The sequence below is a fragment of the Duganella sacchari genome (assembly GCF_900143065.1).
GTDB lineage: Bacteria > Pseudomonadota > Gammaproteobacteria > Burkholderiales > Burkholderiaceae_D > Rugamonas > Rugamonas sacchari.
In genome coordinates, this window is the sequence record NZ_FRCX01000015.1 from 104,352 (window position 1) to 129,748 (window position 25,397).

Below are 25,397 nucleotides of genomic sequence, written 5' to 3' on the forward strand. Positions count from 1 at the left end.
GCCCTGTGCTGAAGTTTATTTTCTGGTCCCTGCTCGCTGTGAACGCCGCGCTGTTCGCGTATGGACGCGGCTACCTGGGCCACTTCAGCGGCAACGAGCACGAACCGGAGCGCCTGCTCAACCAGCTCAACGCCGACAAGCTGGCCATCATCCCGGCCGACAAAGCCAATGCGGCCAGCGTCGCCGCCACCGCGCCGGCTGCGCCCGAGATCAAGCCGGAAGCTTGCGTGGAAGTCGCCAGCTTCGTGCTGGCCGATGCGCGCCGTTTTGAAAACCAGCTGGAGGCGCTGAAACTGGGCGACCGGCAGTCGCGCCACAACCTGCCTGGCAGCGAGGTATCGAGCTATATCGTTTATATTCCACCGCAAGGCAGCAAGGAAGGCGCGGACAAAAAGGCCGGCGAACTGCGCGCGCTGGGAGTGACCAACTACTTCATCATGTCCGACAATTCGCCGCTGCGCTGGGGGATCTCGCTGGGCGTGTTCAAGACCGAGGGTGCAGCACAGAACCAGCTGGCGGCGCTCATGAAGCAAGGCGTGCGGACCGCGCGCATTGCACCCCGTATGAGCGGCAGCAAGCTGCTGGCCTTCCAGTTCCGCGACGTCGATCCGGAACTGAAAGCGAAACTGGAAAAAATCCGCGCCGGCTTCCCGAACGCGGACATCCGCAGCTGCAAATAGATCGGTTTAAATTCAGCGCTGAACCACGATGGGTTTGAGGCCCAGCGACGAAGGCAGCCCTTGTGCCGCCTGCTGCGCTTCCTGGCGGCTCGCATACGGACCGCCGAACAGGCGGAACACCGAACCGCCCTGCACCACTTCCAGGCCATTCAGCTTGCTGGTCAGCTTGGCGCGTATCGCTTCCGCATTTTCCGCGCGTGAGTAGGCGCCCAGTTGCAGATAGAAGCCGCCCGCCGCAGCCGGTGCTGGCGCCGCATAATCCGACGGCGCGCGATCAGCGAGCATGAGCGTTTCGATATCTTTCGGTGTCCCAGCAGCGCTAGCTGGCGCGGACGGTGTCAGCACCAGCGGCTGATTGATCATGGTCGCGGTGACGGTAGGTGTCGGTGCACCGGACGCCTGCGTCAGACGGTCCTTGGGCTGCGGCGTCAGACGCGCTTTGGTGGTGCCGGAGACGCCTTCACGCGTGGCGAGAATACGGTCTATCTCTTCCGGCAGGATACGTTCAATCTTGAGCTCATGACTGCCCTTGCCCAGCAAGCCCAGTTTCAGCGCCGCGGTGTAAGACACATCGATGGCGCGGTTGGCGTGGAATGGGCCGCGGTCATTGATACGCACAATGACGACGGCGCCACTCAGCATATTGGTCAGGCGTGCATACGATGGAATTGGCAGCACCGGATGCGCAGCCGTCATCTTGTACATATCGTACAGCTCACCGGACGAGGTGCGCTGGCCATGGAATTTTTTGCCGTACCAGCTGCCCACGCCGATCTGCGTGAACGGCTGGTCGTCGGTGATCGGCGTATAGGTTTTGCCGAAGACGACGTAAGGGCGGTTTGAGCGTGGCAGCAGCGGATCATTGCGCACATCGGCGTCCGGCGTTTCCATCAGATTGGGTGGTGGCGATTCGCCAGGGCCGTCGTCCTGGTAATAGCCGCCACGCCCCGAATTCGCGGGCGGCAGCACCGGCAGCGAAGGATCGGCCTTGCCAGTGGAAGGCGCTTTGATGACCGGTCCCGTGGCCGTCACAGGACGTGGCGATGGCTGGTTGGCCACCGGCGCCGTGCCGCAGCCGGCCAGCGCCAGCGCCGCCGCCATGGCCGGCAGCTTCAGGAGATGATTACGTTGCAGGCGCATCGCTGGTCTCCGCTTCTTGTTTTTCCACTTTGTTCTTGTCCTTCTCCACCGGGCGTTTGCCAAGCAGGTAATAGTCGAGCGCCTTGCGTGCAATTGGCGCGGCCTGCTCGCCGCCCTTGCCGGCGTTTTCCACCACCATGGCCAGCACGATGCGCGGCTTGTCCACCGGCGCAAATGCGGTGAACAGCGCATTGTCGCGCAAGCGCTCGGCCAGTCTGGCGGCGTTGTATTTCTCCCCCTTCTTGATCGTGATGATCTGCGCGGTGCCGGTCTTGCCGCCCACCGTGTAGCCTGCACCAGCAAAGGCGCGGTAGCCCGTTCCGCCTGGCTCGCTGGTCACGCCGACCATGGCGTTCTTGATGAAGTCGATGTTCTCCTGCTTGAGAGGGATGCGGTAACTCTCCTGCGCCACCGTCAGCTTACGCGCATGCGAGGCGCCATCCTCCACAATTTTCACCAGGTGCGGCTTCATCACCACACCGTTATTGGCCAGATTGGCAACAGCGTGCGCGATCTGCAAAATGGTGTAGGCGTTAAGTCCGGAACCATTGCTGACCGAGATAGTATCACCACCGACCCAGCGTCCTGCCGCACCTTTGAAACGGTTGCGCTTCCATTCCGGCGAAGGCAAGGCGCCGGTCTTTTCGTTTTCCAGGTCGATGCCGGTCTTCTGGCCGAAGCCGAATGGCTGCATGAAATCGTGAATCGCATCGATGCCCAGGTCATGCCCCAGCGCGTAGTAATAGGTATTACACGAGACGATGATGGACTTGCGCATGTCCACCGAGCCATGGCCGCCGGCCAGGTCGTCGTTGAAGCGGTGGTTGCCCAGCACGTAGTAGCCCGGGTCATACGTCACCTGCGTTGGCGTGCGCTTGCCCAGTTCCAGCGCGGCCAGTGCCATGAAGGGCTTGAAGGTGGAACCCGGCGCATAAGTGCCGGCCAGCGGGCGGTTGAACATGGGCCGCGCCGCCGAGTTATTCAGCTCATCCCAGCTTTGCGCATCGATGCCATCAACGAACAGGTTGGGATCGTAACCGGGACGCGAGACGTAGGCGAGAATGTCGCCCGTTTCAGGATTGATCGCCACCATCGCGCCGCGCCGGTCGCCGAAAGCTTCTTCGACAATTTTTTGCAGTTCAATGTCGATCGACAGTACCAGGTTGCTGCCTGCCGCCGGCGGCTTGCGCGACAACGTGCGTACCGCGCGGCCGCCGGCGGAGACTTCCACTTCTTCGTAACCGGTCTGGCCGTGCAGCTGCTTCTCGTAGCTCTTCTCCAGCCCTTCCTTGCCGATATAGCTGCTGCCGCGGTAATTGGCCGCGTCGTCGCCGTCCTCCAGCGCATCGGCTTCGGCGCGGTTGACGCGGCCGATGTAGCCGATCACGTGCGAGGCCGTTTCGCCCAGCGGATACTGGCGGAACAGGCGTGCCTGCACCTCTACGCCAGGAAAGCGGAAATGCTGGGCACTGAAACGCGCGACTTCTTCGTCGGTGAGACGGGTGCGCAGCGGCACGCTCTCGAAACCTTTGGATTCTTCCAGCATTTTCTTGAAGCGCTTGCGGTCCTTGATATCGACCGCCACCAGCTTGGCCAGTTCGTCGATGGTTTCGTCCAGCGTGGAGGTCAGCTTGGACGGCGTAATCTCCAGCGTGTATGCCGAGTAGTTGCGGGCCAGGACCACGCCATTGCGGTCCAAAATCAGGCCGCGGTTCGGCACGATGGGCACCAGGGAAATGCGGTTCTCTTCCGCTTTCACCGCAAAATCGCTGTACTTGATGATCTGCAGCCAGACAAAGCGCACCAGCAGCAGAAAGAAGCAAAGGAATACCAGGCCGCCCAGCACCGTGACGCGCAGACGGAACTCGCGCATTTCAACTTCGGTATCTTTAATTTCGGTCATGCGCGCACTCCGGTGCGTAGTTCCCGGCTATGCCGCTGAATGCTCATCAGGATGCCGCCGCCCAGGCCCAGCGTCATCAGCGCCGTGCCGCCGTAGCTCATGAATGGCAGCGGCACACCGACCACCGGCACAATGCCGCTGACCATGGCCATGTTGACGAAAGCGTAGGTAAAATAAATCATGGTGATGGCGCCGGCCAGCAGGCGCGTGAACAGTGTCGGCGCATTCAGCGTGATACTCAGGCCACGCCAGATCAGCAGCAGATACAGCGCCATCAGCACCAGGTTGCCGGCCAGGCCAAACTCCTCGGAGAACACGGCAAAGATAAAGTCGGTGGTGCGCTCCGGGATGAACTCCAGGTGGGCCTGTGTGCCGTGCGTCCAGCCTTTGCCCGTCACGCCGCCAGAGCCAATGGCGATCATCGACTGGATAATGTGGAAGCCCTTACCCAGCGGGTCGTGGTAAGGATCGATCAGCGTCAGCACGCGGTCGCGCTGGTAGTCGTGCATGAAGCTCCACAGCACCGGCAGGCCAGCGGCGCCGGTCGCCACCAGTGCGCCCAGCGCTTTCCAGGACAGGCCGCCAAGGAAGATCACACAGGCGCCGGCCGCAGTCACCAGCATGGCGGTGCCCAGGTCCGGCTGGCGCGCGATCAGGCCGGCCGGTATCGCCAGCAGCACCGCCGCTATCGCATACGACTGCCAGCGGATATGTCCCTGCTCGCGCTGGAAGAACCACGCCAGCATGAGCGGCATGGCAATCTTCATTAATTCGGATGGCTGGATCTGCGTGCCGATATATAGCCAGCGGCGCGAGCCGCCCTTGATGATGCCGAACAGCGCCACCGCCACCAGCAATGCCACGCCCGCCATATACACCGGCACCGCCAGCCGCATCATCGTCTGGGGCGAGATATTCGCGACAAACCACATCACCAGCACGGCCGCCGCGATGTTACGCATCTGGTCCCACACCTTGCCGGGAATGGCGATGCCGGCCGAGTACAGCGTGACCAGGCCGACCGACAGCAGGGCTGCAATGATGAGCGCCAGCGGCGCGTCAAACACCATCACATGGGGGCGCAGCCGCTGCCACCATGTGCGTCCTTGCGCAAGGCCCATCAGGTCTGCACCAGCTTGCGATGGCGTTGTATGCTCATCAGGATGCCGGCGCCCAGGCCCAGCGTCAGCAGCGCCGTGCCGCCATAGCTCATGAACGGCAACGGCACGCCTACCACCGGCAGGATGCCGCTCACCATGCCCATGTTGACGAAGGCGTAGGTGAAGTAGATCATGGTCACGGCGCCAGCCAGCAGGCGGGTGAAGAAGTTAGGGGCATTCCCGGCGATCATCAGGCCACGGCCAATCAGCATCAGGTACAGCACCATCAGGATCAGATTGCCGACCAGGCCAAATTCCTCCGAGTAGACGGCGAAGATAAAGTCGGTGGTGCGTTCAGGGATGAATTCCAGGTGGGCCTGGGTGCCATGCGTCCAGCCCTTGCCTGTCACGCCGCCGGAACCGACCGCGATGGTGGACTGGATGATGTGGAAGCCCTTGCCCAGCGGGTCAGTGGTTGGATCGATCAGCGTCATCACGCGTTCGCGCTGGTAGTCGTGCAGCACCGACCAGATGATGGGCAGCGCCGCCGCGCCGGCGACAAACAAGCCCACCAGCGCCTTCCACGACAGCCCCGCCAGGAAGATCACGCAAAAGCCCGCAGCCACCACCAGCAGCGCCGTTCCCAGGTCGGGCTGGCGCACGATCAGGCCGACCGGCACCACCAGCAACAGCACCGCAATCGCGTATGACTGCCAGGTCAGATGGCCGGAACGGCTCTGGAAGTACCAAGCCAGCATCAGCGGCATGACGATTTTCATGAACTCCGACGGCTGTATGTCGATCCCCACGTGCAGCCAGCGCCGCGCGCCCAGCTTGATGGTGCCGAACAGCGCTACGCACACCAGCAGAAACACCCCGATTGCATAAGCCGGAACGGCAATCCGCATCATCATCTGCGGCGAGATATTCGCCACCACCCACATGATGAAGAAGGACAGGAAGATATTGCGCACCTGGTCTTCCATCTTGCCTGGAATGCCGATGCTGGCCGAATACAGCGTAATCAAGCTCACCGTCAGCAGCATGATGATGATGGCGGTCAGCGGGCCGTCAAAGACGGTGAAATAGGGTCGCATGCGACGCCACAGCGAACGTCTTTCATGTATGCGCATGATGGGTGATCCTTATTGTTTCTTCCGTGCCGGCGCGCCCTGCTGCGGCACAGGCGTCGCGGCGGGGACGTTTGGCGCCACGGGCGCCGGTGCCGGCGCAGGTGCGCCCTGGCGCGCTTCCGCTGCCGCTTCGGCGGCGTCCGGATCTTCAATCGGCACCAGCTGCACCGCATCTTCCTTCGGCACCTTGGTGGTTTCCTTGTCGGCCGGGCGTTTGCCCAGCAGGTAGAAGTCCAGTGCCTTGCGGGCGATAGGGGCGGCAATTTCCGCCCCCCAGCCGGCGTTTTCCACCACCATGGCGACCACGATCTTCGGCTTGTCGGCTGGCGCAAACGCGGTGTACAGCGCGTTGTCGCGCAGGCGCTCGGCCAGCGCCGACGCGTTGTACTTTTCGTTGGCCTTGATGCCCACCACCTGCGCCGTACCGGTCTTGCCGCCGGAGGTGTAGGCGGCATTGGCGAAGGCGCGGTAAGCGGTGCCGCCTGGCTCGCTGTTCACGCCCACCATGGCGCTCTTGATGATGTCGATGTTTTCCTGCTTGAGGGCGATGCGGTAGCTTTCACTCGGCACCGTCAGCTTGCGCGCGCGCGTGCCGCCGTCTTCGACGATCTTGACCAGGTGCGGCTTCATCACCACGCCGTTGTTGGCCAGGTTGGCCATGGCGTGGGCGATCTGCAGCGGTGTGTAGGAGTTGTAGCCGGAGCCGTTGGACACCGAGATGGTATCGCCGCCGACCCACCTGCCGGCATTGCCTTTGAAGCGCTTGCGCTTCCACTCTTTCGACGGCAGCACGCCGGTCTTTTCATTATCCAGGTCGATGCCGGTTTTTTCACCGAAGCCGAAAGGCCGCATGAAGTCCGTGATCGAGTCGATCCCCATGTCGTTGCCAAGCTGGTAGTAGTAGGTATTGCAGGACACGATGATGGAACGGCGCAGATCGACGTTGCCGTGGCCACCGACTTTATCGTCGCGGAACTTGTGGCCGCCCAAATAGAAGAAGCCCGGATCGGGATACGCCGTCGCCGGATTGCGCTTGCCCAGTTCCAGCGCCGCCAGTGCCATGAAGGGCTTGAAGGTGGAACCCGGCGCATAAGTGCCGGACAGCGGACGGTTAATCATCGGCCGGTCCAGCGAGGTATTCAGTTCGCTCCAGCTTTGCGCATCGATGCCGTCCACGAACAGGTTGGGATCGTAGCCTGGGCGCGACACGTAGGCAAGGATGTCGCCCGTTTCCGGCTCGATCGCGACAAACGCGCCGCGCCATTCGCCAAAGGCTTCTTCCACCACCTTTTGCAGCTCGATGTCGATTGACAGGATCAGGTTATTGCCTGGTGTGGCGGGGGTACGCGACAGCGTGCGGATGGCGCGGCCACCGGCCGACACTTCCACTTCCTCGTAGCCGGTCTGGCCATGCAGCTGCTTCTCGTAGCTCTTCTCCAGGCCTTCCTTGCCGACATGGTCGGTGCCTTTGTAATTCGGGCCGTCGTCGGTCGCCTCGATCGCCTTGACTTCGGACTGGTTGATGCGGCCGATGTAGCCGATCACGTGCGACGCCGTTTCGCCCAGCGGATACTGGCGGAACAAACGCGCCTGCACCTCTACGCCAGGGAAGCGGAAACGCTGCGCGCTGAAACGCGCCACCTCTTCATCGGTCAGGCGCGTACGCAGCGGCACGCTTTCAAATCCTTTGGACTCTTCCAGCAGTTTCTTGAAGCGCTTGCGGTCTTTGATATCGACGCTGATCAGTTTGGACAACTCATCGATCGCCTCATCCAGCGTGGTATTCAGCTTGGATGGTGTGATTTCCAGCGTAAAGGCCGAGTAGTTACGCGCCAGGACCACGCCGTTGCGGTCCAGAATCAGGCCGCGGTTCGGCACGATGGGAACCACGGCGATGCGGTTCTCTTCCGCCTTCACCGCGAAGTCACTGTACTTCATCACCTGCAGCCAGATGAAACGCAGCAGCAGCAAGGCGAAACAGAAAAACACCATCCCACCCAGCACCGTCAGGCGCAGGCGGAACTGCTGCAGTTCGCGCTGGTTGTCCTTAATCTCAGTCATGCTGGCGGAGTGGCGTCAGATCGGTCGGGTGTGGTCGCGGTCCACCGCGCGGCGCTGGGGCGCCAGCAACAGCCAGGTGATCAGCGGCCACAGTAACGCGGCAGCCACGCTCTCAATAAAGTAGAACCAGCCGGGGAATTTGCCGGACACGAAAAAGCGCACGATAAACTGCGCCGACTGCGCCATCAACAGCAGCGGGAAGACGTGCATGGCCTGGGTCCAGATCGGGAACCACAGCATCCGGCGATGCAGCATGATGGCGAAGTACGACAGCAGGGTGTATGCCAGCGCATTCTCGCCCAGCAGCGTGGAATCGTGAACATCCATGAGCAGGCCCAGAACAAAGGCAGTGCCGATGCCGACCTTGCGCGGCTGGTGCACACCCCAGAATACCAGCAGCAGCGCGACAAAATCCGGCACGCCGATGAAGTGGCCCCAGGGCAGAAGATTAAACAGGAAGGCGCACAGCAGGCTGAATGCGATGAACAGCGGGCTGACCGGCAGCAGAATATAGTGAGGACGGTTCATCGGGCCGGCTCCTTGGGTTTGTTGGCGGCCGGCGCCTGGGCGGCGGGTACCGCTGGCGTGGCGGCTGCATTCGGCGTGGCGGCCGGCGTCGTGCCCGGCGTGGCGGCCGTTGCGGCGGCAGCCGGCGCCGGCTTGGGCATCACTGGTATCAGTCCCGGCGCACCGGTTGGCGCAGCGGCAGGCTGGCCTTCCGCGCCCTCTTTCGGCACGTCCTTGATCGGCGCCATCTTGTTATTGTGCTTGCGCAGCGCGCGCGGTTCTTCCTCCGGCGGACGTGCCGGCATCTCCGGCGTCGACATCAGAATCAGCAGCTGCGTGTTGTTGGTGATGCCGGCCAGCGGCTGGCAGATCACACCGCCGAACGAACCACCGGCACTGTTTTCCACCTGGCTGACGCGCGCCACCGCCAGGCCGGCCGGATACACGCCGTCCAGGCCAGAGGTGACCACAATATCGCCCACCTGGATATCCGCATTCGGCGCTGTAAAGCGCAGTTCCAGATTACCGGACTTGCCGCGGCCATACGCCACGCTGCGCAAGCCATTGCGCAGCAGCTGCACCGGAATCGCCTGCTCCTTGTCGGACAGCAGCGTCACCTCGGAGGTGAACGGGAACACGCGCGTGACCTGACCGACCACGCCCTGGTTGTCGATCACCGGCAAACCCAGCGCCACGTCATTGCGGGTGCCGCGGTCGAGAATGATTTTACGGCTGTTGAAATCGCGGGCGTCATACAGCACCTCGGCCAGCATGGACTTGACCGGCAATTGCTGGCGCGCGTCGAACAGGCGGCGCAGCTGCGCATTTTCTGCGGACTGGAGCTGCGCCTGCTGCAAAGCCTGCGAATTGAGTATCTGCTGACGCTTCAACTCCCGCACCTGCTTTTCCAGCGACGACAACGTGGAGAAATAATCACCGGCGCCATAAATGGCGTCGCGCGGCAGCAAGGCCGCCATTTGCAGCGGGTACAGTACGGTGGCAGCCGCCGTACGCACCAATGGCAGGATACGCATGTGCGAGTCGACCAGCAGCAGCACGATCGATATGCACGCGAACACCATCATCTTGACCCGGGCCGAAGCGCCTTGCTTGAAAAGTGGCGGAGGACTGTATTCCATGACTTCCAATAATCCGGCGCTCGCGCGCCATCGAGACTGTCAACTCACCCTAAAGCACCGGGGCCGCTATTTGGCGGCCCCGTTTTTGTCAGATCACTCGTAGGAGAAGATCGAACCCAGTTGGTCCATCCGCTCCAGCGCCATGCCGGAGCCACGTACCACGCAGGTCAGCGGATCTTCCGCCACCAGCACCGGCAGGCCGGTTTCTTCCATCAGCAGACGATCCAGGTCGCGCAGCAGTGCGCCACCGCCGGTCAGCATCATGCCTTTTTCGGCGATGTCGGCGCCCAGCTCTGGCGGGGTCTGTTCCAGCGCGTTCTTCACGGCCGAGACGATGTTGTTGAGCGGGTCGGTCAGCGCTTCCAGGATTTCGTTCGAGGAGATGGTGAACGAACGCGGAATACCTTCCGACAGGTTGCGGCCCTTGACTTCCATTTCCTTGACTTCGGAGCCAGGGAAGGCGGAGCCGATGGCTTTCTTGATGGCTTCAGCGGTCTGTTCGCCGATCAGCATGCCGTAGTTGCGGCGGATGTAGTTGACGATCGCTTCATCGAACTTGTCGCCACCCACGCGTACCGAACCTTTGTACACCATGCCGCCCAGCGAGATGATGCCCACCTCGGTGGTACCGCCGCCGATGTCCACCACCATCGAGCCGGTTGCATCCGACACTGGCAGGCCGGCGCCGATGGCTGCTGCCATCGGTTCTTCGATCAGGTACACCTGCGACGCGCCGGCGCCCAGTGCCGATTCACGGATCGCACGGCGTTCCACCTGGGTCGAGCCGCAAGGGACGCAAATGATGATGCGTGGCGAAGGACGGAAGAATTTGGAGTCGTGCACCATGCGGATGAACTGCTTCAGCATCTGCTCGGTGACGGTGAAGTCGGCGATCACGCCGTCTTTCATCGGGCGAATCGCTTCGATATTGCCAGGTACTTTACCCAGCATCTGCTTTGCTTCCTTACCAACTGCCTGAATCGTCTTCTTGCCATTTGGGCCGCCTTCCTGGCGGATGGCGACGACCGACGGTTCATCAAGGACGATGCCTTGGCCGCGAACATAGATCAGGGTGTTGGCCGTGCCCAGGTCGATGGCCAGATCAGAGGAAATGTAACGACGTAAAAAACCAAACATTAAAGTGTCCCGTGGCGCTACTAGGTGTGCGCGTAAACCGTTGAGTGAAAAATTCTGTCCGAATGCGTCTGTCCGAATGCGGCGGCAGCAATGATTCAGCGCCGACAACGCATCAACCCGCCATTCTACCTTATAATTTGGCTGCGATTTATCGAAAATCCACCCAAAAGTGTATAGCCTGAGGCCGCGATTTAAGCGGCATTCGTCGGGATTTGTAGACGAATAGGCAGAAATTCAAGTTTTTTATCAATATCACAATTAAACCTGCGCGGCCCGTCCGCGCCATACGCCATGTCCCTGACCTTATCCGACGTAACCCGCATTGCCAAACTGGCCCAACTTGAGATGAGCGAGCAGCAGAGCGCCACGGCGCTGGAACAGCTGAATGGCATCTTTGCGCTGGCCGAACAGATGCAGGCGGTCGACACCGAAGGCGTCGCCCCGCTGAGCCACCCGCTGGCGGCGCACATGAATAACATCGCCCTGCGCCTGCGCGAAGACGTGGCCAGCGAACCGAATCGCCGCGAAGACTATCAAACCGTTGCACCAAAGACCCAGGACGGCCTGTACCTGGTGCCGAAAGTGATCGATTAATTGACGCAATAGATGCAATAGATGCAACCGCGCTCACTGCGCCCTGCCCTTCGCACCGATCACGAATCTGAATTGAAACGCCATGCATACCAAAACCATTAAAGAGCTGTCCGCACTCCTGCAAAGCAAAGCGATTTCCGCCACCGACCTGGCCAAGCACTTCCTCGACCGTATCGAGCAAAGTGACCTGAATGCCTTCCTGCACGTGGACCGTGAGCTGACCCTGGCGCAAGCCGCCGAAGCGGACGCCCGCATCGCGGACGGCACCGCCACGCCGCTGACCGGCGTGCCGATCGCGCACAAAGACATCTTCGTCACCAAAGGCTGGCGCTCCACCGCCGGCTCGAAAATGCTGGGCAACTACGTCAGTCCGTTTGACGCCACTGTCGTTGAGAAGTTCAACAAGGCCGGCATGGTCACGCTGGGCAAGCTGAATTGCGACGAATTCGCCATGGGTTCGGCCAATGAAAACTCGGCCTTCGGCGCGGTGAAAAATCCGTGGGATAAAACCGCCGTACCAGGCGGCTCCTCGGGCGGTTCCGCTGCGGCAGTTGCCGCGCGCCTGGCGCCCGCCGTCACCGGCACCGACACCGGCGGTTCGATCCGCCAGCCGGCATCGTTCTGCGGCATTACCGGCATCAAGCCAACCTATGGCCGCGTATCGCGCTTCGGCATGATCGCGTTTGCCTCGTCGCTGGACCAGGGCGGCCCGATGGCGCAGACCGCGGAAGACTGCGCGCTGCTGCTGAACGCCATGGCCGGCTTCGATGAACGTGATTCGACCTCGCTGACGCCGGAACTGGGCGGCGTGGAAGAAGACTTCACGCGCGAACTGGGCCAGCCGCTGACCGGCCTGCGCATCGGCGTGCCAAAAGAGTACTTCGGCGAAGGCCTGGCGAAAGACGTGGAAGACGCCGTGCGCGCCGCGCTGGCCAAGTATGTTGAACTGGGCGCGACCCTGGTCGACATCTCGCTGCCGAACACCAAGCTGTCGATCCCTGCCTACTACATGATCGCGCCGGCGGAAGCGTCGTCCAACCTGTCGCGCTTTGACGGCGTGCGTTACGGCTTCCGCGCAGAAGGCTACAAGGACCTGCAGGACATGTACCGCAAGACCCGCGACCAGGGCTTCGGCAATGAAGTGAAGCGCCGCATCATGGTCGGTACCTATGTGCTGTGCCACGGCTACTACGACGCCTACTACCTGAAGGCGCAAAAGATCCGCCGCCTGATCGCGCAGGACTTCGAGAAAGTGCTGAATGGTCCGGACGCCGTGTGCGATGTCATCATGGGACCGGTCGCGCCGACCGTGGCCTGGGACCTGGGCGACAAGTCGGATGATCCGGTGGCCGCCTACCTGGCCGACATCTACACGTTGTCGACCAGCCTGGCCGGCCTGCCTGGCATGTCGATCCCGGTCGGCTTCGGCGCCAAGAACCGCCCTGTGGGCCTGCAGATCATCGGCAAGCACTTCGGCGAAGCCAGGCTGCTGAACGTGGCGCACGCCTATCAGCAAGCCACCGACTGGCACACCCGCGCTCCGGCCGGCATCTAAGAACAACCGTCATTCCCGCCTGCGCGGGGACGACAAACGGAAACATAAGCGAGAACAATATGGAATGGGAAGTCGTCATCGGTATTGAGAACCACGTACAGCTCACTACCGCATCTAAAATCTTCAGCGGCTCGCCGACCACCTTCGGCGCCGAAGCCAACACCCAGGCCAGCCCGGTTGACCTGGCGCTGCCGGGCGTACTGCCAGTCATGAACAAGCAGGCCGTCGACCGCGCGATCCGCTTTGGCCTGGCGGTCGGCGCCAAAATCGCGCCGGCGTCGATCTTCGCGCGTAAAAACTACTTCTACCCTGACCTGCCGAAAGGCTACCAGATCAGCCAGTTCGAAGATCCGGTGGTACAGGGCGGCACCATCACCTTCGGCTACGAGAAGGATGGCGAGTTCGTCACCAGGACCATCAACCTGACCCGCGCCCACCTGGAAGAAGACGCCGGCAAATCGCTGCACGAAGACTATGCCGGCATGTCGGGCATCGACCTCAATCGCGCCGGCACGCCGCTGCTGGAAATCGTCTCCGAGCCGGAACTGCGCAGCGCTGCGGAAGCAGTCGCCTACTGCAAGGCCCTGCACTCGCTGGTGATGTGGCTGGGCGTCTGCGACGGCAACATGCAGGAAGGCTCGTTCCGCTGCGACATCAACGTCTCGGTGCGTCCGAAAGGCCAGCAAGAATACGGCACCCGCTGCGAGATCAAAAACCTGAACTCGTTCCGCTTCATCGAAGAAGCCGTGCACGTGGAAGTGCGCCGCCAGATCGAACTGATTGAAGACGGCGGCAAAGTCGTGCAGGCGACCCGCCTGTACGATCCGGACCGCAAGGAAACCCGCGAAATGCGCAGCAAGGAAGACGCGCAGGACTACCGCTACTTCCCGGACCCGGACCTGCCGCCGCTGGTCATCTCCAACGCCTGGATCGAGCAGGTAAAAGGCACCATGCCTGAACTGCCAGCCGCGATGCGCGCGCGCTTCATCAGCGAATACGCGCTGCCGGACTATGACTCGCTGGTGCTGACCCAGTCCAAAGCCATGGCCAACTACTTCGTCGCCGTGGTGGATGCCGCCGGCAAGGAAAACGCCAAGGTCGCCGCCAACTGGCTGATGGGCGACGTCTCCTCGACCCTGAACCGTGAAGGCGTGGACATCGCCGACGCACCGGTCAAGCCTGCGCAGCTGGCGCTGATGCTGAAGCGTATCGCTGATGGCACCATCAACAACAAGACCGCCAAGGAACTGTTCGGCGACATGTGGGCCGCCAAGTCGGACGACGACAATCTGGTGGATGCGCTGATCGAGTCGAAAGGCCTGAAACAGATCTCCGACACCGGCGCGCTGGAAGCCATTGTCAACGAAGTCATCGCCAACAACGAGAAGTCGGTAGAACAGTACCGCGCCGGCAAGGAAGCAGCGATCAACGCGCTGATCGGCCAGGCGATGAAAGCCTCGCGCGGCAAAGCCAACCCGGCGCAGCTGACCGAGCTGCTAAAAGCCAAGCTGGCCGGCTAACACGACAAAGGACGCCTCGGCGTCCTTTTTTTATTGGTGCTCCGGACCGTCCCAACCCTCCAGGTACTTGGTCAGCGTATCCACCACATCGATTAAGCGATAGCGATAGAACAGGTGCATGGCCGGCTGCCAATCGGCCGGCAGCGTGCCGCCCGCCGCGCGCGCCACGATGCTGTTCGGGACCACGCGCATCCCAAGCCGGTTAGTGCCAAACAAGGTCTCGCCACACTGAGCGCAAAACGCCTTCGACAGCTGTTTGTGCGGATGTGCATAGCGCCTCACTTCCCCCGACAGCAAGGTCAATGCCTCCGGCGGCCAGGCCGTAGCGGACAACAACGTCACGCCATAGAAATCTCGGCAGGTATCACAATGGCAGTGAGCCCGTGCCGCCGGTGCACCGTTCAACGCATATCGCACACTTCCACAGCGACACGCAACAGTCAACGCCTTCAATGCATCAACGGGCGAGGAAGCCTCGCCAACATGTGTTTGAACCACGGTAGTCCTTTCTATCAGGTACGTGGGCACAGTCTACGGCAAACAGTATCGAACAGGTCAAGCCCCGGCTTGCATCTCACGCAAAGCAAACATAAAGTGCTTGACTTGAAGTGCACTCTAACTTTTAGGATCTGCTTATGGAATCGCATCTCAGCATTGAAGAAGCCGCACAACGTACCGGCCTGACGGCGCACACGCTACGCTATTACGAGCGTGTCGGCCTGATCGCGCCGGTTCCCCGCGCACCGGGCGGGCAGCGTCGTTATGCGGCGGCCGACATGGCCTGGATCGAATTCCTGCTGCGCCTGCGAACGACCAATATGCCCATCGCGAAGATGCAGGCATTCGCTCAACTGCGCAGCGCCGGTGATGCAACCGTGACGGACCGTCGCCAGATGCTGGAACTGCATCTGGCGGATGTCCTGGCACACATCGAGACGATGCAGCAGTCCGTCCACGCGTTGCAGGACAAAATCAAACACTATCGTGCACTTGAAAAGGAAGGACTCACTCATGGAAAACGAAAATCGCTACCAGCGCGGACTGGCAAAACTGCAGGAAATCGACGGTGAAGCCGGGGAGCGTGTCGTCGCCAGCCTTGAAGACATCGCACCGGACTTCGCGCGCTACCTGATCGAATTCCCGTTCGGCGACATCTACTCGCGCCCCGGCCTGGACCTGAAAAGCCGCGAGATCGCGACCGTCGCTGCGCTTACAGCACTGGGCAACGCCGCACCTCAGCTCAAGGTCCACATCCACGCGGCGCTGAACGTCGGCGTCACCCGTACCGAGATCGTTGAAACCATCATGCAGATGGCCGTCTACGCCGGTTTCCCGGCGGCCCTCAACGGCCTGGCCGCCGCCAGGGAAGTTTTTGACTATACATAATTGTCTACATCGGGCAACATAGGGGAAATAGACAAAAATTAAAGTATACATTCTTGTCTAGACATACTAATCTAGTTCTACCGCAACAGAGGAGCTGCCATGAGCATTCCCAAACCAACCGCGGCAGAACTGGAGCTGCTGCAAACCCTTTGGCCACTTGGCTCGGCAACCGCAAAGCAGGTGCACGAAGCCATGCTGGCCGAAAAACCTGACCTCGCCTACGGCACTGTACTGCGCCTGATGCAGATTATGCATACCAAGGGCATCCTCATCCGCGACGAAAGCCAGCGCTCTCACATCTACGCGCCGGCACAGGCGCAGGACACGCTGCAATCGAGCCTGCTCAAAGACCTGATGCACAAAGCCTTCGCCGGCTCGGCCAAGGCGCTGGTACTGGCCGCGCTGCGCTCTGGCATTTCGAAAAAAGAGCGCGAAGAAATCGAAAAGCTGCTGAAGGAAGAAAAGAAATGAGCGCCTTCATCTTCGCACTTGGCATGACGCTGATGCACTTCCTGTGGCAAGGCCTGCTGCTTGGTTGCGTCACCGCCGCCGCCCTCACCCTGCTGCGCAACAGCCGCGCCGAATACCGCTACCTGATCGCCTGCTCCGCCCTGCTGGCCTGCCTGTGCTGGCCTCTGTTTGACCTCGTGCAGCGCCTCACCATGGATACGGAAAGCGCCAACGCCAGCCTGCGTAACTTTGAATGGATAGCGGCCACCATCGGCGACGAAGAAACCTGGTTCACCCTGCTCAACTCATTGCGCGGTATCGTCGGCGTATGGGCGCTGTGCGCCGCCATACTGGCCTTGCGCATGATCGCAGGATTGCTGTGGATAGACCGTACCTCGCGTCAGCCGAGTAATTGCCAGCGCCATGAACAGCTGCATTGGGAAGCCGAGCTGGCACGGCTGGCAGAGCGCTTTGGCATCCGCCGCGAGGTGCGTTTACGTGTGGTTGATACGCTAGCCAGCCCGGTCACCGCGGGCTGGTGGCGTCCGATAGTGCTGGTGCCGGCGACGCTGGTATCCGGCATGCCGGCCGAGCTGTTATACGCCCTGCTGGCACACGAGATGGCGCACATCAAACGCCATGACTACCTGATTAACCTGCTGCAGAACGTGATTGAAACACTGCTGTTCTATCACCCCGCCGTCTGGTGGATTTCCAACCGCATCCGTATCGAGCGCGAACTGATTGCGGACGATGTCGCAGCAAGACAGCTCGGCGAACCTCGGCGCCTTGCCATTGCGCTATCCGAACTGGAAAAACACCATTTCTCGCCGCACCAACTGGCCCAGGCGGCCAATGGAGGAAATCTGATAATGCGTATTCAACATCTGCTGCGCCCTGCACCGCAGGCCCTGAACTGGAAAGCCGCTATTGCCATGATCGGCGTGGCGATAGCCTGTCTGTCGATCTACGCGGAAGCGACAGCGGCAGATAAAAACGTCTCGAATAAAACCACAGCGCTAGTTAACTTCAGCACCTGCGCCAAGCCGCGCTGGCCGCAGGCCGCGCTCAAGGAATCACGCACTGGCACCGTGCAACTGGGCTTCCTGGTTGATCGTCACGGCAAGGTGAAAAATTCCCGCATCGACAAGAGCAGCGGCCACAGCGACCTGGACGAAGCGTCGCGCATCGGCATCGAAAAATGCACGTTCAAACCGGCGACCAGAGCAGGTAAGCCTGTCGAGTCCTGGACGCACCTGCAATATGTGTGGATACTCGAATGATAAAAAGCGCATTCCTCCTCACCGCCTTATTGTCCAGCATCGCCAATGCCGCCAGTTTCGATCCCGAAGTTAACCTGGCCAAGGCGGAGCGGGAGGCACAGCGCCTGCGTACCCAACTGCGCAATCCGGCGCTGGCCTCGGACAAGGTAAAAATTACGCTCAACAGCAAGCTGCAACAACTCGGCAATCAACGCTCTTTCGTGGGAGACAGCGACGGCGCCATGGCTGCGTTTGACGAGACGGAGACGCTTCATGCGCGCCGCAATGCCGGAGCCGATGCCGGCGAATCGGCGCGGCTGGAAGCCGCCAAAGCGGAAGACGCGATCAGCGCCATCGTCCGCGAGGCCGCCAACCACCGCATCGTCATTCTCAATGAAGCACACCATGTTCCCTTGCACCGGGCATTCGCCATGCGGCTGGCGCGCGAACTGCGCAAGCTGGGCTACACCTGGCTTGCCTGCGAAACCTTCGAGAACACGCCACTGAAAAAAGGCTACCTGGCGCTGTCGGACGGCTACTACTCACGTGAACCCGCCTTCGGCAACTTCCTGCGCGACGCCGCAGCGGATGGCTGGAAGCTAGTGCAGTATGAGCCGTTTGATGAAATAACCGGTGAAACCGCCGCCCAGCAGATCGATCAGCGTGACAGTGGCGAAGCGCGCAATCTGGTAAAGCGCATCTTTGACCAAGACCCCAACGCCAAGGCATTCATTTATGTCGGCTATAGCCACGCGCAGAAAGTACCGCGCGTCGGCGACAGCGGCGGCGGCGCCTGGATGGCCGCGCAGCTGAGCCACATGACCGGCCTGGAGCCGCTCACGATCGACCAGACCATCATGATGGAACACGTCGATCAGGCAGCTGAATACCCTTTGTATGCAGCCGCCGTCGGTGGAGATACCGCAGAAAATGCGCCGGCCGGCCAAGCCATACTTCGTCTACGCTTATCCCAAAAACCAGCCGAAAGATGCCGTCCCGGCTGACATTGTGCAAATCACGCCGGGCAAGCCGCTGCCCAAGCTGATGCTGCCGGATGCGCAGTTCCGCTTCGTGCTCCGGCAATAGGACTTAATCCTTCACGCCTACCCAGCGGCCATTATCAAGGCGCAGGCGCTGTTTCATTTGCAGCTGTCCTTCGCCTTTCATGATGTAGGCGATCATCGGGAAGACCTGCTGCGCCGAAGCTTCTTTCATCCACGGCGCGGCAGCAAACTTGTAGGTATAGCTTGCGGTGCCGCTGGCTTCATCCCACGACGTCAACTTGGCCACACTGAGCTTACCGACGCAAAAATCACCGCTACGCGCGATCTTTTCACCGCTAGGCGATATGGTCGTCGTCGCTCGCTTGAGGTAGAACTTTCTGCCCGCCGCCGTCAGCGCATAGCGTTCGACCGGCACTTGCGCATCACCGCGCCTGGTCATGCCTCTTTCCGCGTGCACCAGTCCCAGTTTCGCCAGCACCGGCAGCTGTATCGCATCGCGGCTGCCCGCTTCCGCATCACCCGCTGCAACGTCGATCGGCCAATCGAATTTGCCAACACAGACATCGCCATGCTGCGACAGATAATTATCCAGTCCTGCCGCCATTGCGGCGCTGGGCTGCTGCGCCAGGTCCGCGTCCGTCAGCGTCTTGAGGAAAGCTTCCAGGTCCGCCATCTCCTGCTCCGTCATCGGCGGCGTACTGCCGCGCGGACGGCCGTCAAGCGGCATCTGCTTGTCGAGATTATCGCGATAGCGGACCGGCAGGTCGTTGAATTTCTGGACCACGCCCTTGACCTTCGGGTACCAGCGCTCCGGCTCCGTATCGCGCGTGTTGTAGAAGCGGATAACCTCGCTCAGCGATTTGATCGAACCGTTGTGGAAGAAGGCTGAACGCGTGGCGACGTTGCGCAGGGTCGGCGTCTTGAACATGCCGCAGTACTGTGCGCTGGCCGGACGCGGATGGTCAGGACGGTCGCAGATACCCAGATCGTTGTAACCGGCATTGCGGTTGGCCGGAATATCCTTGTTGCGCGGGACGCCAATCGCCGCATAGGTAAAGTCGGTAAACAGCTTGACGCTGCCATTCATCCCCGCACCGTTGTAGTGGCATGCGAAGCAGTTGCCCTTGTTCGGATCGCTATAGACGGCAAAGCCGCGCATTTCGGCGGCAGTCAGATCGCCGCCTATCTTGTTGCTGGAGTAGAGATCATATTTGCTGCTGTATGGGTGGAAGCTATTGTCTTCCAGCTGATATGCCTGCAGCGCGTCCAGCGCATGCTGGAAAGCTTGCTTGTTGTTGGCGAAGACTTCCGCACCAAAGGTATTGCGGAACTGGTCAGCATAAGCCGACGCCTTGATCTTGCGGACTACATCCGCCACGCTCTTGTTGGCCATTTCGTGTTTTGCCAGCAGCGGAATGCGTGCCTGGTCCGCCAGCGTGGCGGCGCGGCCATCCTGTGTGTGGCCGCCGCCCGGCCCCGGCGTGCTGATGCCGTCCGGGTTGTCCAGCATGTCCGCATAAGGCGGCGTGTATTCCTGATAGCGCAGCGATGGCACGGCGCGCACGCCTGCGGTACGCATCTTCGGACCACCCAGCTGCACCGCCAGGTTATTCGGTGGCGCATGCGCAAACGCAGGGTCGTGGCAGTTGGCGCACGCCAGCTTGCCGGACCCGGACAGGCTTTTATCGAAAAACATCTGCTTGCCGATTTCAGCGGCGGCGCTCAATGGCGCCGCCACCGGGACGGCAACGGCTTGCGCCGTCGCCGCAATCAGCACCATCATCAGTGCTGATTTCATCTTACTTGAGCGCCCATCCGTTACGCTGGTCGACATCCGGACCGACCTGCTTGATGGTTGGGTAGCCGTTCTTTTGCACATAGCCCGCCGGGATCACGTAAGTGTGATTCATCGGACGCACCGCGTCGAAGTGTGCATCGGCGCTGCCGGCGTATTCCGGCAGATTCAGGATGTTCGCGGCGATGAACTTCTGCGAATACTTCGAGCGGTTCATATACGACCAGTCATCCGAAGGATCGGCCAGCTGGAACATATCCTGCAAGGTGCGTACCAGCGAGATATGGCTGTAGGCATCGCTGTCCACCACGCCTTTAGGTGCGGCAGACTGGTTGTTCAACACCCCGAAGGTCGAGGTGCCATGGCCCTTGTTGCCCTGCTTGTAGTTGGTGATGACTTCATTGGACACCGTGCCATCGGCATTCTTCACCAGTGGACCCAGCGCCAGCGGACTGCCGTTCGTATTCCAGCCGCAGCAGGAATTGAAGCCGCTGGTCGCCGTGCCTTCGTCAAACATCATCACGATGGCGACACGCTTGTGTGGATTGTTCCACAGCGGCGAGGCCTGGATTTTCTTGATCAGATAATCCGTGTACTTGTCGCCACGATAGATCAACGCATTGCCCGAGCAATCGCTGGCCGCCTTGGTCGCGCTGCTGCCCGGCATAGTCCCCACCAGCGTCACGCCATGCATGTCGTCGCACTGGTCAGGTTCCAGGATATTCAGCTGGCCCACATCGCCGCTGGCCAGGTCGTCGCCGAACTGGTCTGCGTTCCAGCCGGCCGGCGCGATAGCTTTCAAGGCCTCGTCCCACTGGCCGCCGCCCATGGTGCGGTTATTCGCCAAAAACTCCGGCGAGCTACGGACATTCTGGAAGAATACGCTGCCATTATGCTTGGCGGCGTACAGCGCGCTCGCCAGACGCACTTGCAGGCCTGGCGTGCCGATCGCACCCACTGGCTCGTCGGCCGTGTACAGATAGTCCGGCGCGACGATGGTGCTGTCCGCCGTGCCGTCCTTGCGCCAGTCAGCGCCAGGGTTCTTGGACTCGCTGTACACACGCCAGCTCATGCCTTTGCTGGTCAGTGCGGTGAACAGATTCTGCTTGCCCTTGATATTGTGGTTGGTGGTGTTGCTGCATGCGTTCACGCCTGGCGGCAGCGGCAAATCCTCAATCGCGTTGGCGGCGGTGGTGCCGCTTGGGTAGCAGTTGAACGCACTGTCGTCGGTGATGCCAAAGTCGTCGGCGGAAGCAATCGCCAGGCGGTTAGGCTCGGATGGATTGCCGGTCGAGTAGTAGCTGGTGAACTGGTTGCCCGCGTTCAGGTAGGCATTGATGCGCGGTGCGTACTTCGAACCTTTGATCGACGACGTGGCCTTGTTCTCCAACACGATCAGGAACACGTGGTCGTAACGTGGAATACCTTCCAGGTTCATGGCCGTCAGCTGCGCTTCCTTCATCGTGATCGCAGGGCCGGTGGCGTTGGGATCAACCGCCAGTGCAGCCGGCGATACATCATGACGGTCCACCATTTTGGCAGCGAAGGCGAAGCGGCTGCTCAGCAGCACAGACTCTTTCAGTACCTCGGCGCTGGCGCCGGTGGTGTCGCTCAAGATCGTATCGGCGCTGACATTAAGGCGCGTGGCCAGATTGTTTTTTGCCGACTCGAAGCTGATGCGGTCATCGTCCATGATGCGGGCGACTTCCGTGGTCAGCGGCGAGATGGCGACACGGGCCGGCACCAGTGGATTGATCAGCGCAGCCGATACCTGGTCGGCTGGCGCGCGCAACACCATGCGCTGCGTGACAGCCTTGCCGTTGTTCAGCGACGTGGTGGAAATTTCGGCGAGCAGCGGACCGGTCGAGCGCGCGGCCAGCAGGAAGCTGCCATCGGCTTTGGTCAGCACACTGGTTTCACCAGCATCGCATACACCGTTGTCGTTGGCGTCCAGGCATACCTTGGCCGACTGGTACAGCGACGCGGCGACGCGCGAAGCAGCACTGGCGCCTGGCGAGTTGGCGATGACCGGCGGCGTGAATTCAGTACCGGATACTACGCCACGAATGGCGACCGGCGTGGCGGCAGCAAATGCCGGCGCAGCCAGCGACAATACGGCGCCCGCAACGGCGCCCGAGATCAGGGAGATTTTCAACATGGAGATTCCGTTTCGTCAGTGATGGGACCAGATCAAGCCTGGCGACGGCGAAGCGCAAACGTGCCCACCAGGCCCAGGCCGGCGAGCAGCATGGCGGTGCTGGCTGGTTCAGGCACCGGCGCGGCAACCAGCGACCAGGTCGCATTGCGGGTCGGCTGATCGAAAGCGATGTCGCCGTTGTTCCAGTTCACCGCGTAGGCTTGATTGCCAATCAGGGCGTCCCTGCTGTTGACGAAGTAGAATTGGGTACTGACATCCGCCGCGTTGTGCTGCGGGTCGGCGTCGGCGAAGATGAAATTGTTTTTGGCGGCGTTGGTCGACACCACCGCACCTGCGGCGCTACTCCAGTCATGCGTGACCGCGCTCCACGAAGCGCCACTCAGGGCGCCTGCGAAATCCGTGCCGTTGAAATTGATGTGGACATTGGAGACGCCTTCCACCAGGTCGCCAACCAGGTGGCCGGTCAGGGAACCGGTAACGGCCGGACCGTCAGCGAAGGTGTAGGAGAAGTTAAACGTTTCAGCGTGTGCGGATGCAAACGCCGCCAACAGGAGGGCTGCGCTAATAATTTTTTTCATTGATGGCTACCTGAGATGATGGGAGCCGGAATGATGTGATTCTTTTGTTACGTACGCATGACAACAAATTAATAACTGGCGTCCGTTTTGTTTCGTATTGTATCAACGGCTATTCAAACAGTCCGGCAATGGCCAGCGGTGTGCTGCCCGTAACAAGCTGCCCGGCCTCCGGCAAGGAAGCAAAGCGGTAAACCACCACGCGCAGGTTCTGCACCACATCGTCCGCAAACGCCGGTCCGTCCTTGACGGCCAGCGTGACCGGCGCAGCGCCAGTCGCATGGAACTGCACCTGCGCCGTATCACTGCGCCCATAAGTGAATTGCACACCCACGCAGCCTTTGCCGGCGTTGACGCCCGAGTAGCGCAAATACGCCAGCTGCTGTTCGCACGCGGTACGCAAGTCCGCCGCCGTGTAGACGCCATCCGGCCGCGTGACGATAGACACCCACGGCCCGGCCTTGAACTGGCTCGCCTTGCGGTTGACCACCAGTTCCGCGTTGTCGTCATACGCCGCTTTGGAAAACGGGAACACCGCACGGCCCAATGCATCCAGCGCGAGCGATACCTGCGCGGCTTTGCTGTTCAACGTCAGCCGCACGCCATCCATCGAGATGCTTTTGTCACGCGGCCGCAGGCGGTAATGATTCTGCAGGAACTGCTTGGGTTTACCGTATTTTTCAAACCAGATCATCTGGCGGTAGGCATCGCGGTAGGCGATCCAGTCGCTGTCCTCCTGCGCGCAGGCGAACGCCGTCAACAGGCAGAGGAGGAGCAGGATCACCGCACGCATGGTCAGAACCGGTACGCCAGGCCAGTGGACAACACGGTGAACGTGCGGCGTTCGACAATCGGGCTGGCGGCAGGCTCGCTGCCCAGGCGCGTCACCGTCACGGCACTGCTCAGCAGCCACCGGCTGTTCAATGACCAGTTCCAGTTGGCGCCTGCATTGACCGAAGCCACGCCGCCGGACGGCGTGTAATCCCGCACACCGCCAGCATCGCGGCGCACCTCATAGCGCTCGCGCATGACCGGGTCGCTGGCCAGCGATACGCCCGCAGACAGCGACAGTGTGTGATGCGGCGCCAATCCGGTCCAGCTCCGCTGCACACCTACATCGCCACGGAAGCCGTGTGCGCTGGTGTCGTACAGGATGCTGGAGCGCAGCCGCGCATCCTCGCCCAGGTAGTAATTGAAGAATCCGCCCGCATCCAGCGAACCGCGAATGGCATGCGAACCGCGCAAACGCCGGTCGTCGCGCGGTTCGCGCGAGTTGGTGGATGCCAGCAGCGGGCCATATTCCACGCCAGCCGTTTGCGACAGATGCCATCCGGCGATGCCGCCAGACGATACGAAGATGCCATTACTCCATTCCGCCTGCAGCAGCGGGCGCAGTAGCACCGGGCGTTTCTCCCCGGCTGCTGCTGCGTTGCCTGTCACGACTGCTATCCCCACATACATGTCCCGGCTACCGTCCGGCATCATCGACATGCTGTCTTCTGCGCACACCACGCCGCACAGCGGCAAGAGCATCAATGGGAATAGCTTGTTCATGTCTTCCTTAAAAACCGACCTTCACGCCCAATGAAAACTTATCCATCGACACGCTCAGGCCTGGCTGTTTGAGTTTATCCGTATGTTCCAGTTCCAGCTGCAGCGCCACATCCCTGGTGACCATATAGGCCACGCCGAGCCCCAGATACAGGCCGGTTTTATGCACCGAGCTACTGCCTGATCCGCTCTTGTCCGACAGATCCACCTTCATGCGTCCTTGCGCAACGCCCACCTTACCGTACAGCGACCAGTCATCGCTCAGCTGCCACGTGTTCCGCGCGGCCAGATAGGCTACGCTGGGCTTGAGCTTGAGGCGATAACTGTCCGGAAAATCAAACGTGTACTCATTACCCAGGCCACGATATCCAGCCTCCAGCGCCCAAGACGGCGACAGCACGTAGCCGGCAAACACGCCCGCATACACCGAGTTCTTGTTGGCGTCGCGATCAGCCTGGCCAGTGCCATCGGATAATTTGAGCTTGCCCTTGCCTGGACTGACGTTGGCGCCGAGGTACAGATCCTCGGCATGCGCCGCCGAACTTGCCGCGAGAACGATCAGGGTGGTGCACAAAAATTTGTTCATGTCAGATTCCGTGTGAAGTAAGAGCCTCCATGGTAGGGAAGCATCCGGACGGAATCCGCCGCGATCTGTCGCAGAATTGTCCTCAATTTGTAGGGCGCATTTGTATAAAAAGTGTACACAGTTGTACCTGATTGTCGAAAATGCCAATTTGGCCGCGCGCT

General features: G+C 61.0%; 24 protein-coding genes. 9 read left to right on the forward strand and 15 right to left on the reverse strand.

Annotated features, from left to right (window positions below; genetic code table 11):
- The first annotated feature begins 5 nt into the window (after positions 1–5).
- The gene (locus BUA36_RS26140; RefSeq protein WP_072789089.1) at positions 6–680 is read left to right on the forward strand and encodes an SPOR domain-containing protein; all 675 of its coding nucleotides are present in this window, start codon (positions 6–8) and stop codon (positions 678–680) included.
- Positions 681–692: 12 nt separating this feature from the next.
- On the opposite strand, the gene BUA36_RS26145 is transcribed toward BUA36_RS26140, so the two are convergent.
- The 8 genes from BUA36_RS26145 to BUA36_RS26180 all read right to left on the reverse strand — a co-directional run bounded on the left by BUA36_RS26145 (position 693) and on the right by BUA36_RS26180 (position 10,800).
- A complete protein-coding gene (locus BUA36_RS26145) occupies positions 693–1,820 on the reverse strand; it encodes a septal ring lytic transglycosylase RlpA family protein (protein WP_072789091.1) in 1,128 nt (375 codons plus the stop codon).
- On the reverse strand, positions 1,804–3,723 hold the full coding sequence (gene mrdA, locus BUA36_RS26150) for a penicillin-binding protein 2 (protein ID WP_072789093.1): 1,920 nt from the start codon (positions 3,721–3,723) through the stop codon (positions 1,804–1,806). Before mrdA (BUA36_RS26150) ends, BUA36_RS26145 begins: the two co-directional genes overlap by 17 nt.
- Positions 3,720–4,844: a rod shape-determining protein RodA gene (gene rodA, locus BUA36_RS26155; RefSeq protein WP_072789095.1), complete on the reverse strand. Its 1,125-nt coding sequence runs from the start codon at positions 4,842–4,844 to the stop codon at positions 3,720–3,722. The genes mrdA (BUA36_RS26150) and rodA (BUA36_RS26155) overlap by 4 nt, the downstream gene beginning before the upstream one ends.
- On the reverse strand, positions 4,844–5,956 hold the full coding sequence (gene rodA / locus BUA36_RS26160) for a rod shape-determining protein RodA (protein WP_072789097.1): 1,113 nt from the start codon (positions 5,954–5,956) through the stop codon (positions 4,844–4,846). Before rodA (BUA36_RS26160) ends, rodA (BUA36_RS26155) begins: the two co-directional genes overlap by 1 nt.
- A 12-nt stretch (positions 5,957–5,968) precedes the next feature.
- Positions 5,969–8,017: a penicillin-binding protein 2 gene (gene mrdA, locus BUA36_RS26165; protein ID WP_072789099.1), complete on the reverse strand. Its 2,049-nt coding sequence runs from the start codon at positions 8,015–8,017 to the stop codon at positions 5,969–5,971.
- 15 nt (positions 8,018–8,032) lie between these two features.
- Entirely contained in the window at positions 8,033–8,545 is a 513-nt protein-coding gene (gene mreD / locus BUA36_RS26170; RefSeq protein WP_072789101.1) for a rod shape-determining protein MreD, read from the reverse strand.
- Positions 8,542–9,663: a rod shape-determining protein MreC gene (mreC, locus tag BUA36_RS26175; RefSeq protein WP_072789103.1), complete on the reverse strand. Its 1,122-nt coding sequence runs from the start codon at positions 9,661–9,663 to the stop codon at positions 8,542–8,544. Before mreC ends, mreD begins: the two co-directional genes overlap by 4 nt.
- Positions 9,664–9,756: 93 nt before the next feature.
- Positions 9,757–10,800: a rod shape-determining protein gene (locus tag BUA36_RS26180; RefSeq protein WP_072789105.1), complete on the reverse strand. Its 1,044-nt coding sequence runs from the start codon at positions 10,798–10,800 to the stop codon at positions 9,757–9,759.
- Positions 10,801–11,091: 291 nt separating this feature from the next.
- Here BUA36_RS26180 and gatC point away from each other — a divergent pair, with 291 nt between their 5' ends.
- The 3 genes from gatC to gatB all read left to right on the forward strand — a co-directional run bounded on the left by gatC (position 11,092) and on the right by gatB (position 14,469).
- Complete coding sequence (gene gatC, locus BUA36_RS26185; RefSeq protein ID WP_072789107.1) at positions 11,092–11,394, forward strand: Asp-tRNA(Asn)/Glu-tRNA(Gln) amidotransferase subunit GatC; 303 nt, start codon at positions 11,092–11,094, stop codon at positions 11,392–11,394.
- 82 nt (positions 11,395–11,476) lie between these two features.
- Positions 11,477–12,949: an Asp-tRNA(Asn)/Glu-tRNA(Gln) amidotransferase subunit GatA gene (gatA, locus tag BUA36_RS26190; RefSeq protein WP_072789109.1), complete on the forward strand. Its 1,473-nt coding sequence runs from the start codon at positions 11,477–11,479 to the stop codon at positions 12,947–12,949.
- A 44-nt stretch (positions 12,950–12,993) separates the two neighbouring features.
- A complete protein-coding gene (gene gatB / locus BUA36_RS26195) occupies positions 12,994–14,469 on the forward strand; it encodes an Asp-tRNA(Asn)/Glu-tRNA(Gln) amidotransferase subunit GatB (RefSeq protein WP_267875124.1) in 1,476 nt (491 codons plus the stop codon).
- Between the two features lie 30 nt (positions 14,470–14,499).
- Here the strand turns inward: gatB and BUA36_RS26200 are convergent, their stop codons facing one another.
- Positions 14,500–14,922 carry a GFA family protein gene (locus tag BUA36_RS26200; protein ID WP_072789113.1) on the reverse strand — a complete coding sequence of 141 codons (423 nt, stop codon included), beginning with the start codon at positions 14,920–14,922 and terminating at the stop codon, positions 14,500–14,502.
- 182 nt (positions 14,923–15,104) lie between these two features.
- Between BUA36_RS26200 and BUA36_RS26205 the strand changes: the two genes are divergently transcribed.
- From BUA36_RS26205 to BUA36_RS26225, 5 genes are all read left to right on the forward strand, one after another.
- The gene (locus tag BUA36_RS26205; protein WP_072789114.1) at positions 15,105–15,539 is read left to right on the forward strand and encodes a MerR family transcriptional regulator; all 435 of its coding nucleotides are present in this window, start codon (positions 15,105–15,107) and stop codon (positions 15,537–15,539) included.
- Positions 15,481–15,855 carry a carboxymuconolactone decarboxylase family protein gene (locus BUA36_RS26210; RefSeq protein ID WP_072789116.1) on the forward strand — a complete coding sequence of 125 codons (375 nt, stop codon included), beginning with the start codon at positions 15,481–15,483 and terminating at the stop codon, positions 15,853–15,855. Before BUA36_RS26205 ends, BUA36_RS26210 begins: the two co-directional genes overlap by 59 nt.
- Positions 15,856–15,954: 99 nt before the next feature.
- A complete protein-coding gene (locus tag BUA36_RS26215; protein ID WP_072789119.1) occupies positions 15,955–16,326 on the forward strand; it encodes a BlaI/MecI/CopY family transcriptional regulator in 372 nt (123 codons plus the stop codon).
- The gene (locus tag BUA36_RS26220) at positions 16,323–17,588 is read left to right on the forward strand and encodes a M56 family metallopeptidase (protein WP_072789121.1); all 1,266 of its coding nucleotides are present in this window, start codon (positions 16,323–16,325) and stop codon (positions 17,586–17,588) included. Before BUA36_RS26215 ends, BUA36_RS26220 begins: the two co-directional genes overlap by 4 nt.
- Entirely contained in the window at positions 17,585–18,571 is a 987-nt protein-coding gene (locus tag BUA36_RS26225; RefSeq protein ID WP_139260694.1) for a hypothetical protein, read from the forward strand. The genes BUA36_RS26220 and BUA36_RS26225 overlap by 4 nt, the downstream gene beginning before the upstream one ends.
- Positions 18,572–18,656: 85 nt before the next feature.
- Here BUA36_RS26225 and BUA36_RS26230 read toward each other — a convergent pair whose 3' ends face one another.
- The 6 genes from BUA36_RS26230 to BUA36_RS26255 form a co-directional block, all read right to left on the reverse strand.
- The gene (locus BUA36_RS26230) at positions 18,657–20,369 is read right to left on the reverse strand and encodes a cytochrome-c peroxidase (protein ID WP_229255815.1); all 1,713 of its coding nucleotides are present in this window, start codon (positions 20,367–20,369) and stop codon (positions 18,657–18,659) included.
- Position 20,370: 1 nt separating this feature from the next.
- On the reverse strand, positions 20,371–22,524 hold the full coding sequence (locus tag BUA36_RS26235) for an alkaline phosphatase family protein (protein ID WP_072789125.1): 2,154 nt from the start codon (positions 22,522–22,524) through the stop codon (positions 20,371–20,373).
- Between the two features lie 32 nt (positions 22,525–22,556).
- The gene (locus BUA36_RS26240; protein WP_084560354.1) at positions 22,557–23,102 is read right to left on the reverse strand and encodes a PEP-CTERM sorting domain-containing protein; all 546 of its coding nucleotides are present in this window, start codon (positions 23,100–23,102) and stop codon (positions 22,557–22,559) included.
- A gap of 109 nt (positions 23,103–23,211) precedes the next feature.
- Positions 23,212–23,892, reverse strand: a complete 681-nt coding sequence (locus BUA36_RS26245) for a hypothetical protein (protein ID WP_072789129.1) — start codon at positions 23,890–23,892, stop codon at positions 23,212–23,214.
- Positions 23,893–23,894: 2 nt separating this feature from the next.
- The gene (locus BUA36_RS26250; protein ID WP_072789131.1) at positions 23,895–24,653 is read right to left on the reverse strand and encodes a MipA/OmpV family protein; all 759 of its coding nucleotides are present in this window, start codon (positions 24,651–24,653) and stop codon (positions 23,895–23,897) included.
- Between the two features lie 7 nt (positions 24,654–24,660).
- Complete coding sequence (locus tag BUA36_RS26255; protein WP_072789133.1) at positions 24,661–25,236, reverse strand: porin family protein; 576 nt, start codon at positions 25,234–25,236, stop codon at positions 24,661–24,663.
- Positions 25,237–25,397: the final 161 nt, after the last annotated feature.

Excerpts from the sequence above, each read along its gene's own strand:
- BUA36_RS26145 (WP_072789091.1), bottom strand. The coding sequence starts at position 1,820 with ATGCGCCTGCAACGTAATCATCTCCTGAAGCTGCCGGCCATGGCGGCG.
- mrdA (WP_072789093.1), bottom strand. The coding sequence starts at position 3,723 with ATGACCGAAATTAAAGATACCGAAGTTGAAATGCGCGAGTTCCGTCTG.
- rodA (WP_072789095.1), bottom strand. The coding sequence starts at position 4,844 with ATGGGCCTTGCGCAAGGACGCACATGGTGGCAGCGGCTGCGCCCCCAT.
- rodA (WP_072789097.1), bottom strand. The coding sequence starts at position 5,956 with ATGCGCATACATGAAAGACGTTCGCTGTGGCGTCGCATGCGACCCTAT.
- mrdA (WP_072789099.1), bottom strand. The coding sequence starts at position 8,017 with ATGACTGAGATTAAGGACAACCAGCGCGAACTGCAGCAGTTCCGCCTG.
- mreD (WP_072789101.1), bottom strand. The coding sequence starts at position 8,545 with ATGAACCGTCCTCACTATATTCTGCTGCCGGTCAGCCCGCTGTTCATC.
- mreC (WP_072789103.1), bottom strand. The coding sequence starts at position 9,663 with ATGGAATACAGTCCTCCGCCACTTTTCAAGCAAGGCGCTTCGGCCCGG.
- BUA36_RS26180 (WP_072789105.1), bottom strand. The coding sequence starts at position 10,800 with ATGTTTGGTTTTTTACGTCGTTACATTTCCTCTGATCTGGCCATCGAC.
- gatC (WP_072789107.1), top strand. The coding sequence starts at position 11,092 with ATGTCCCTGACCTTATCCGACGTAACCCGCATTGCCAAACTGGCCCAA.
- gatA (WP_072789109.1), top strand. The coding sequence starts at position 11,477 with ATGCATACCAAAACCATTAAAGAGCTGTCCGCACTCCTGCAAAGCAAA.
- BUA36_RS26205 (WP_072789114.1), top strand. The coding sequence starts at position 15,105 with ATGGAATCGCATCTCAGCATTGAAGAAGCCGCACAACGTACCGGCCTG.
- BUA36_RS26210 (WP_072789116.1), top strand. The coding sequence starts at position 15,481 with ATGGAAAACGAAAATCGCTACCAGCGCGGACTGGCAAAACTGCAGGAA.
- BUA36_RS26215 (WP_072789119.1), top strand. The coding sequence starts at position 15,955 with ATGAGCATTCCCAAACCAACCGCGGCAGAACTGGAGCTGCTGCAAACC.
- BUA36_RS26220 (WP_072789121.1), top strand. The coding sequence starts at position 16,323 with ATGAGCGCCTTCATCTTCGCACTTGGCATGACGCTGATGCACTTCCTG.
- BUA36_RS26225 (WP_139260694.1), top strand. The coding sequence starts at position 17,585 with ATGATAAAAAGCGCATTCCTCCTCACCGCCTTATTGTCCAGCATCGCC.
- BUA36_RS26230 (WP_229255815.1), bottom strand. The coding sequence starts at position 20,369 with ATGAAATCAGCACTGATGATGGTGCTGATTGCGGCGACGGCGCAAGCC.
- BUA36_RS26235 (WP_072789125.1), bottom strand. The coding sequence starts at position 22,524 with ATGTTGAAAATCTCCCTGATCTCGGGCGCCGTTGCGGGCGCCGTATTG.
- BUA36_RS26240 (WP_084560354.1), bottom strand. The coding sequence starts at position 23,102 with ATGAAAAAAATTATTAGCGCAGCCCTCCTGTTGGCGGCGTTTGCATCC.
- BUA36_RS26245 (WP_072789129.1), bottom strand. The coding sequence starts at position 23,892 with ATGCGTGCGGTGATCCTGCTCCTCCTCTGCCTGTTGACGGCGTTCGCC.
- BUA36_RS26250 (WP_072789131.1), bottom strand. The coding sequence starts at position 24,653 with ATGAACAAGCTATTCCCATTGATGCTCTTGCCGCTGTGCGGCGTGGTG.
- BUA36_RS26255 (WP_072789133.1), bottom strand. The coding sequence starts at position 25,236 with ATGAACAAATTTTTGTGCACCACCCTGATCGTTCTCGCGGCAAGTTCG.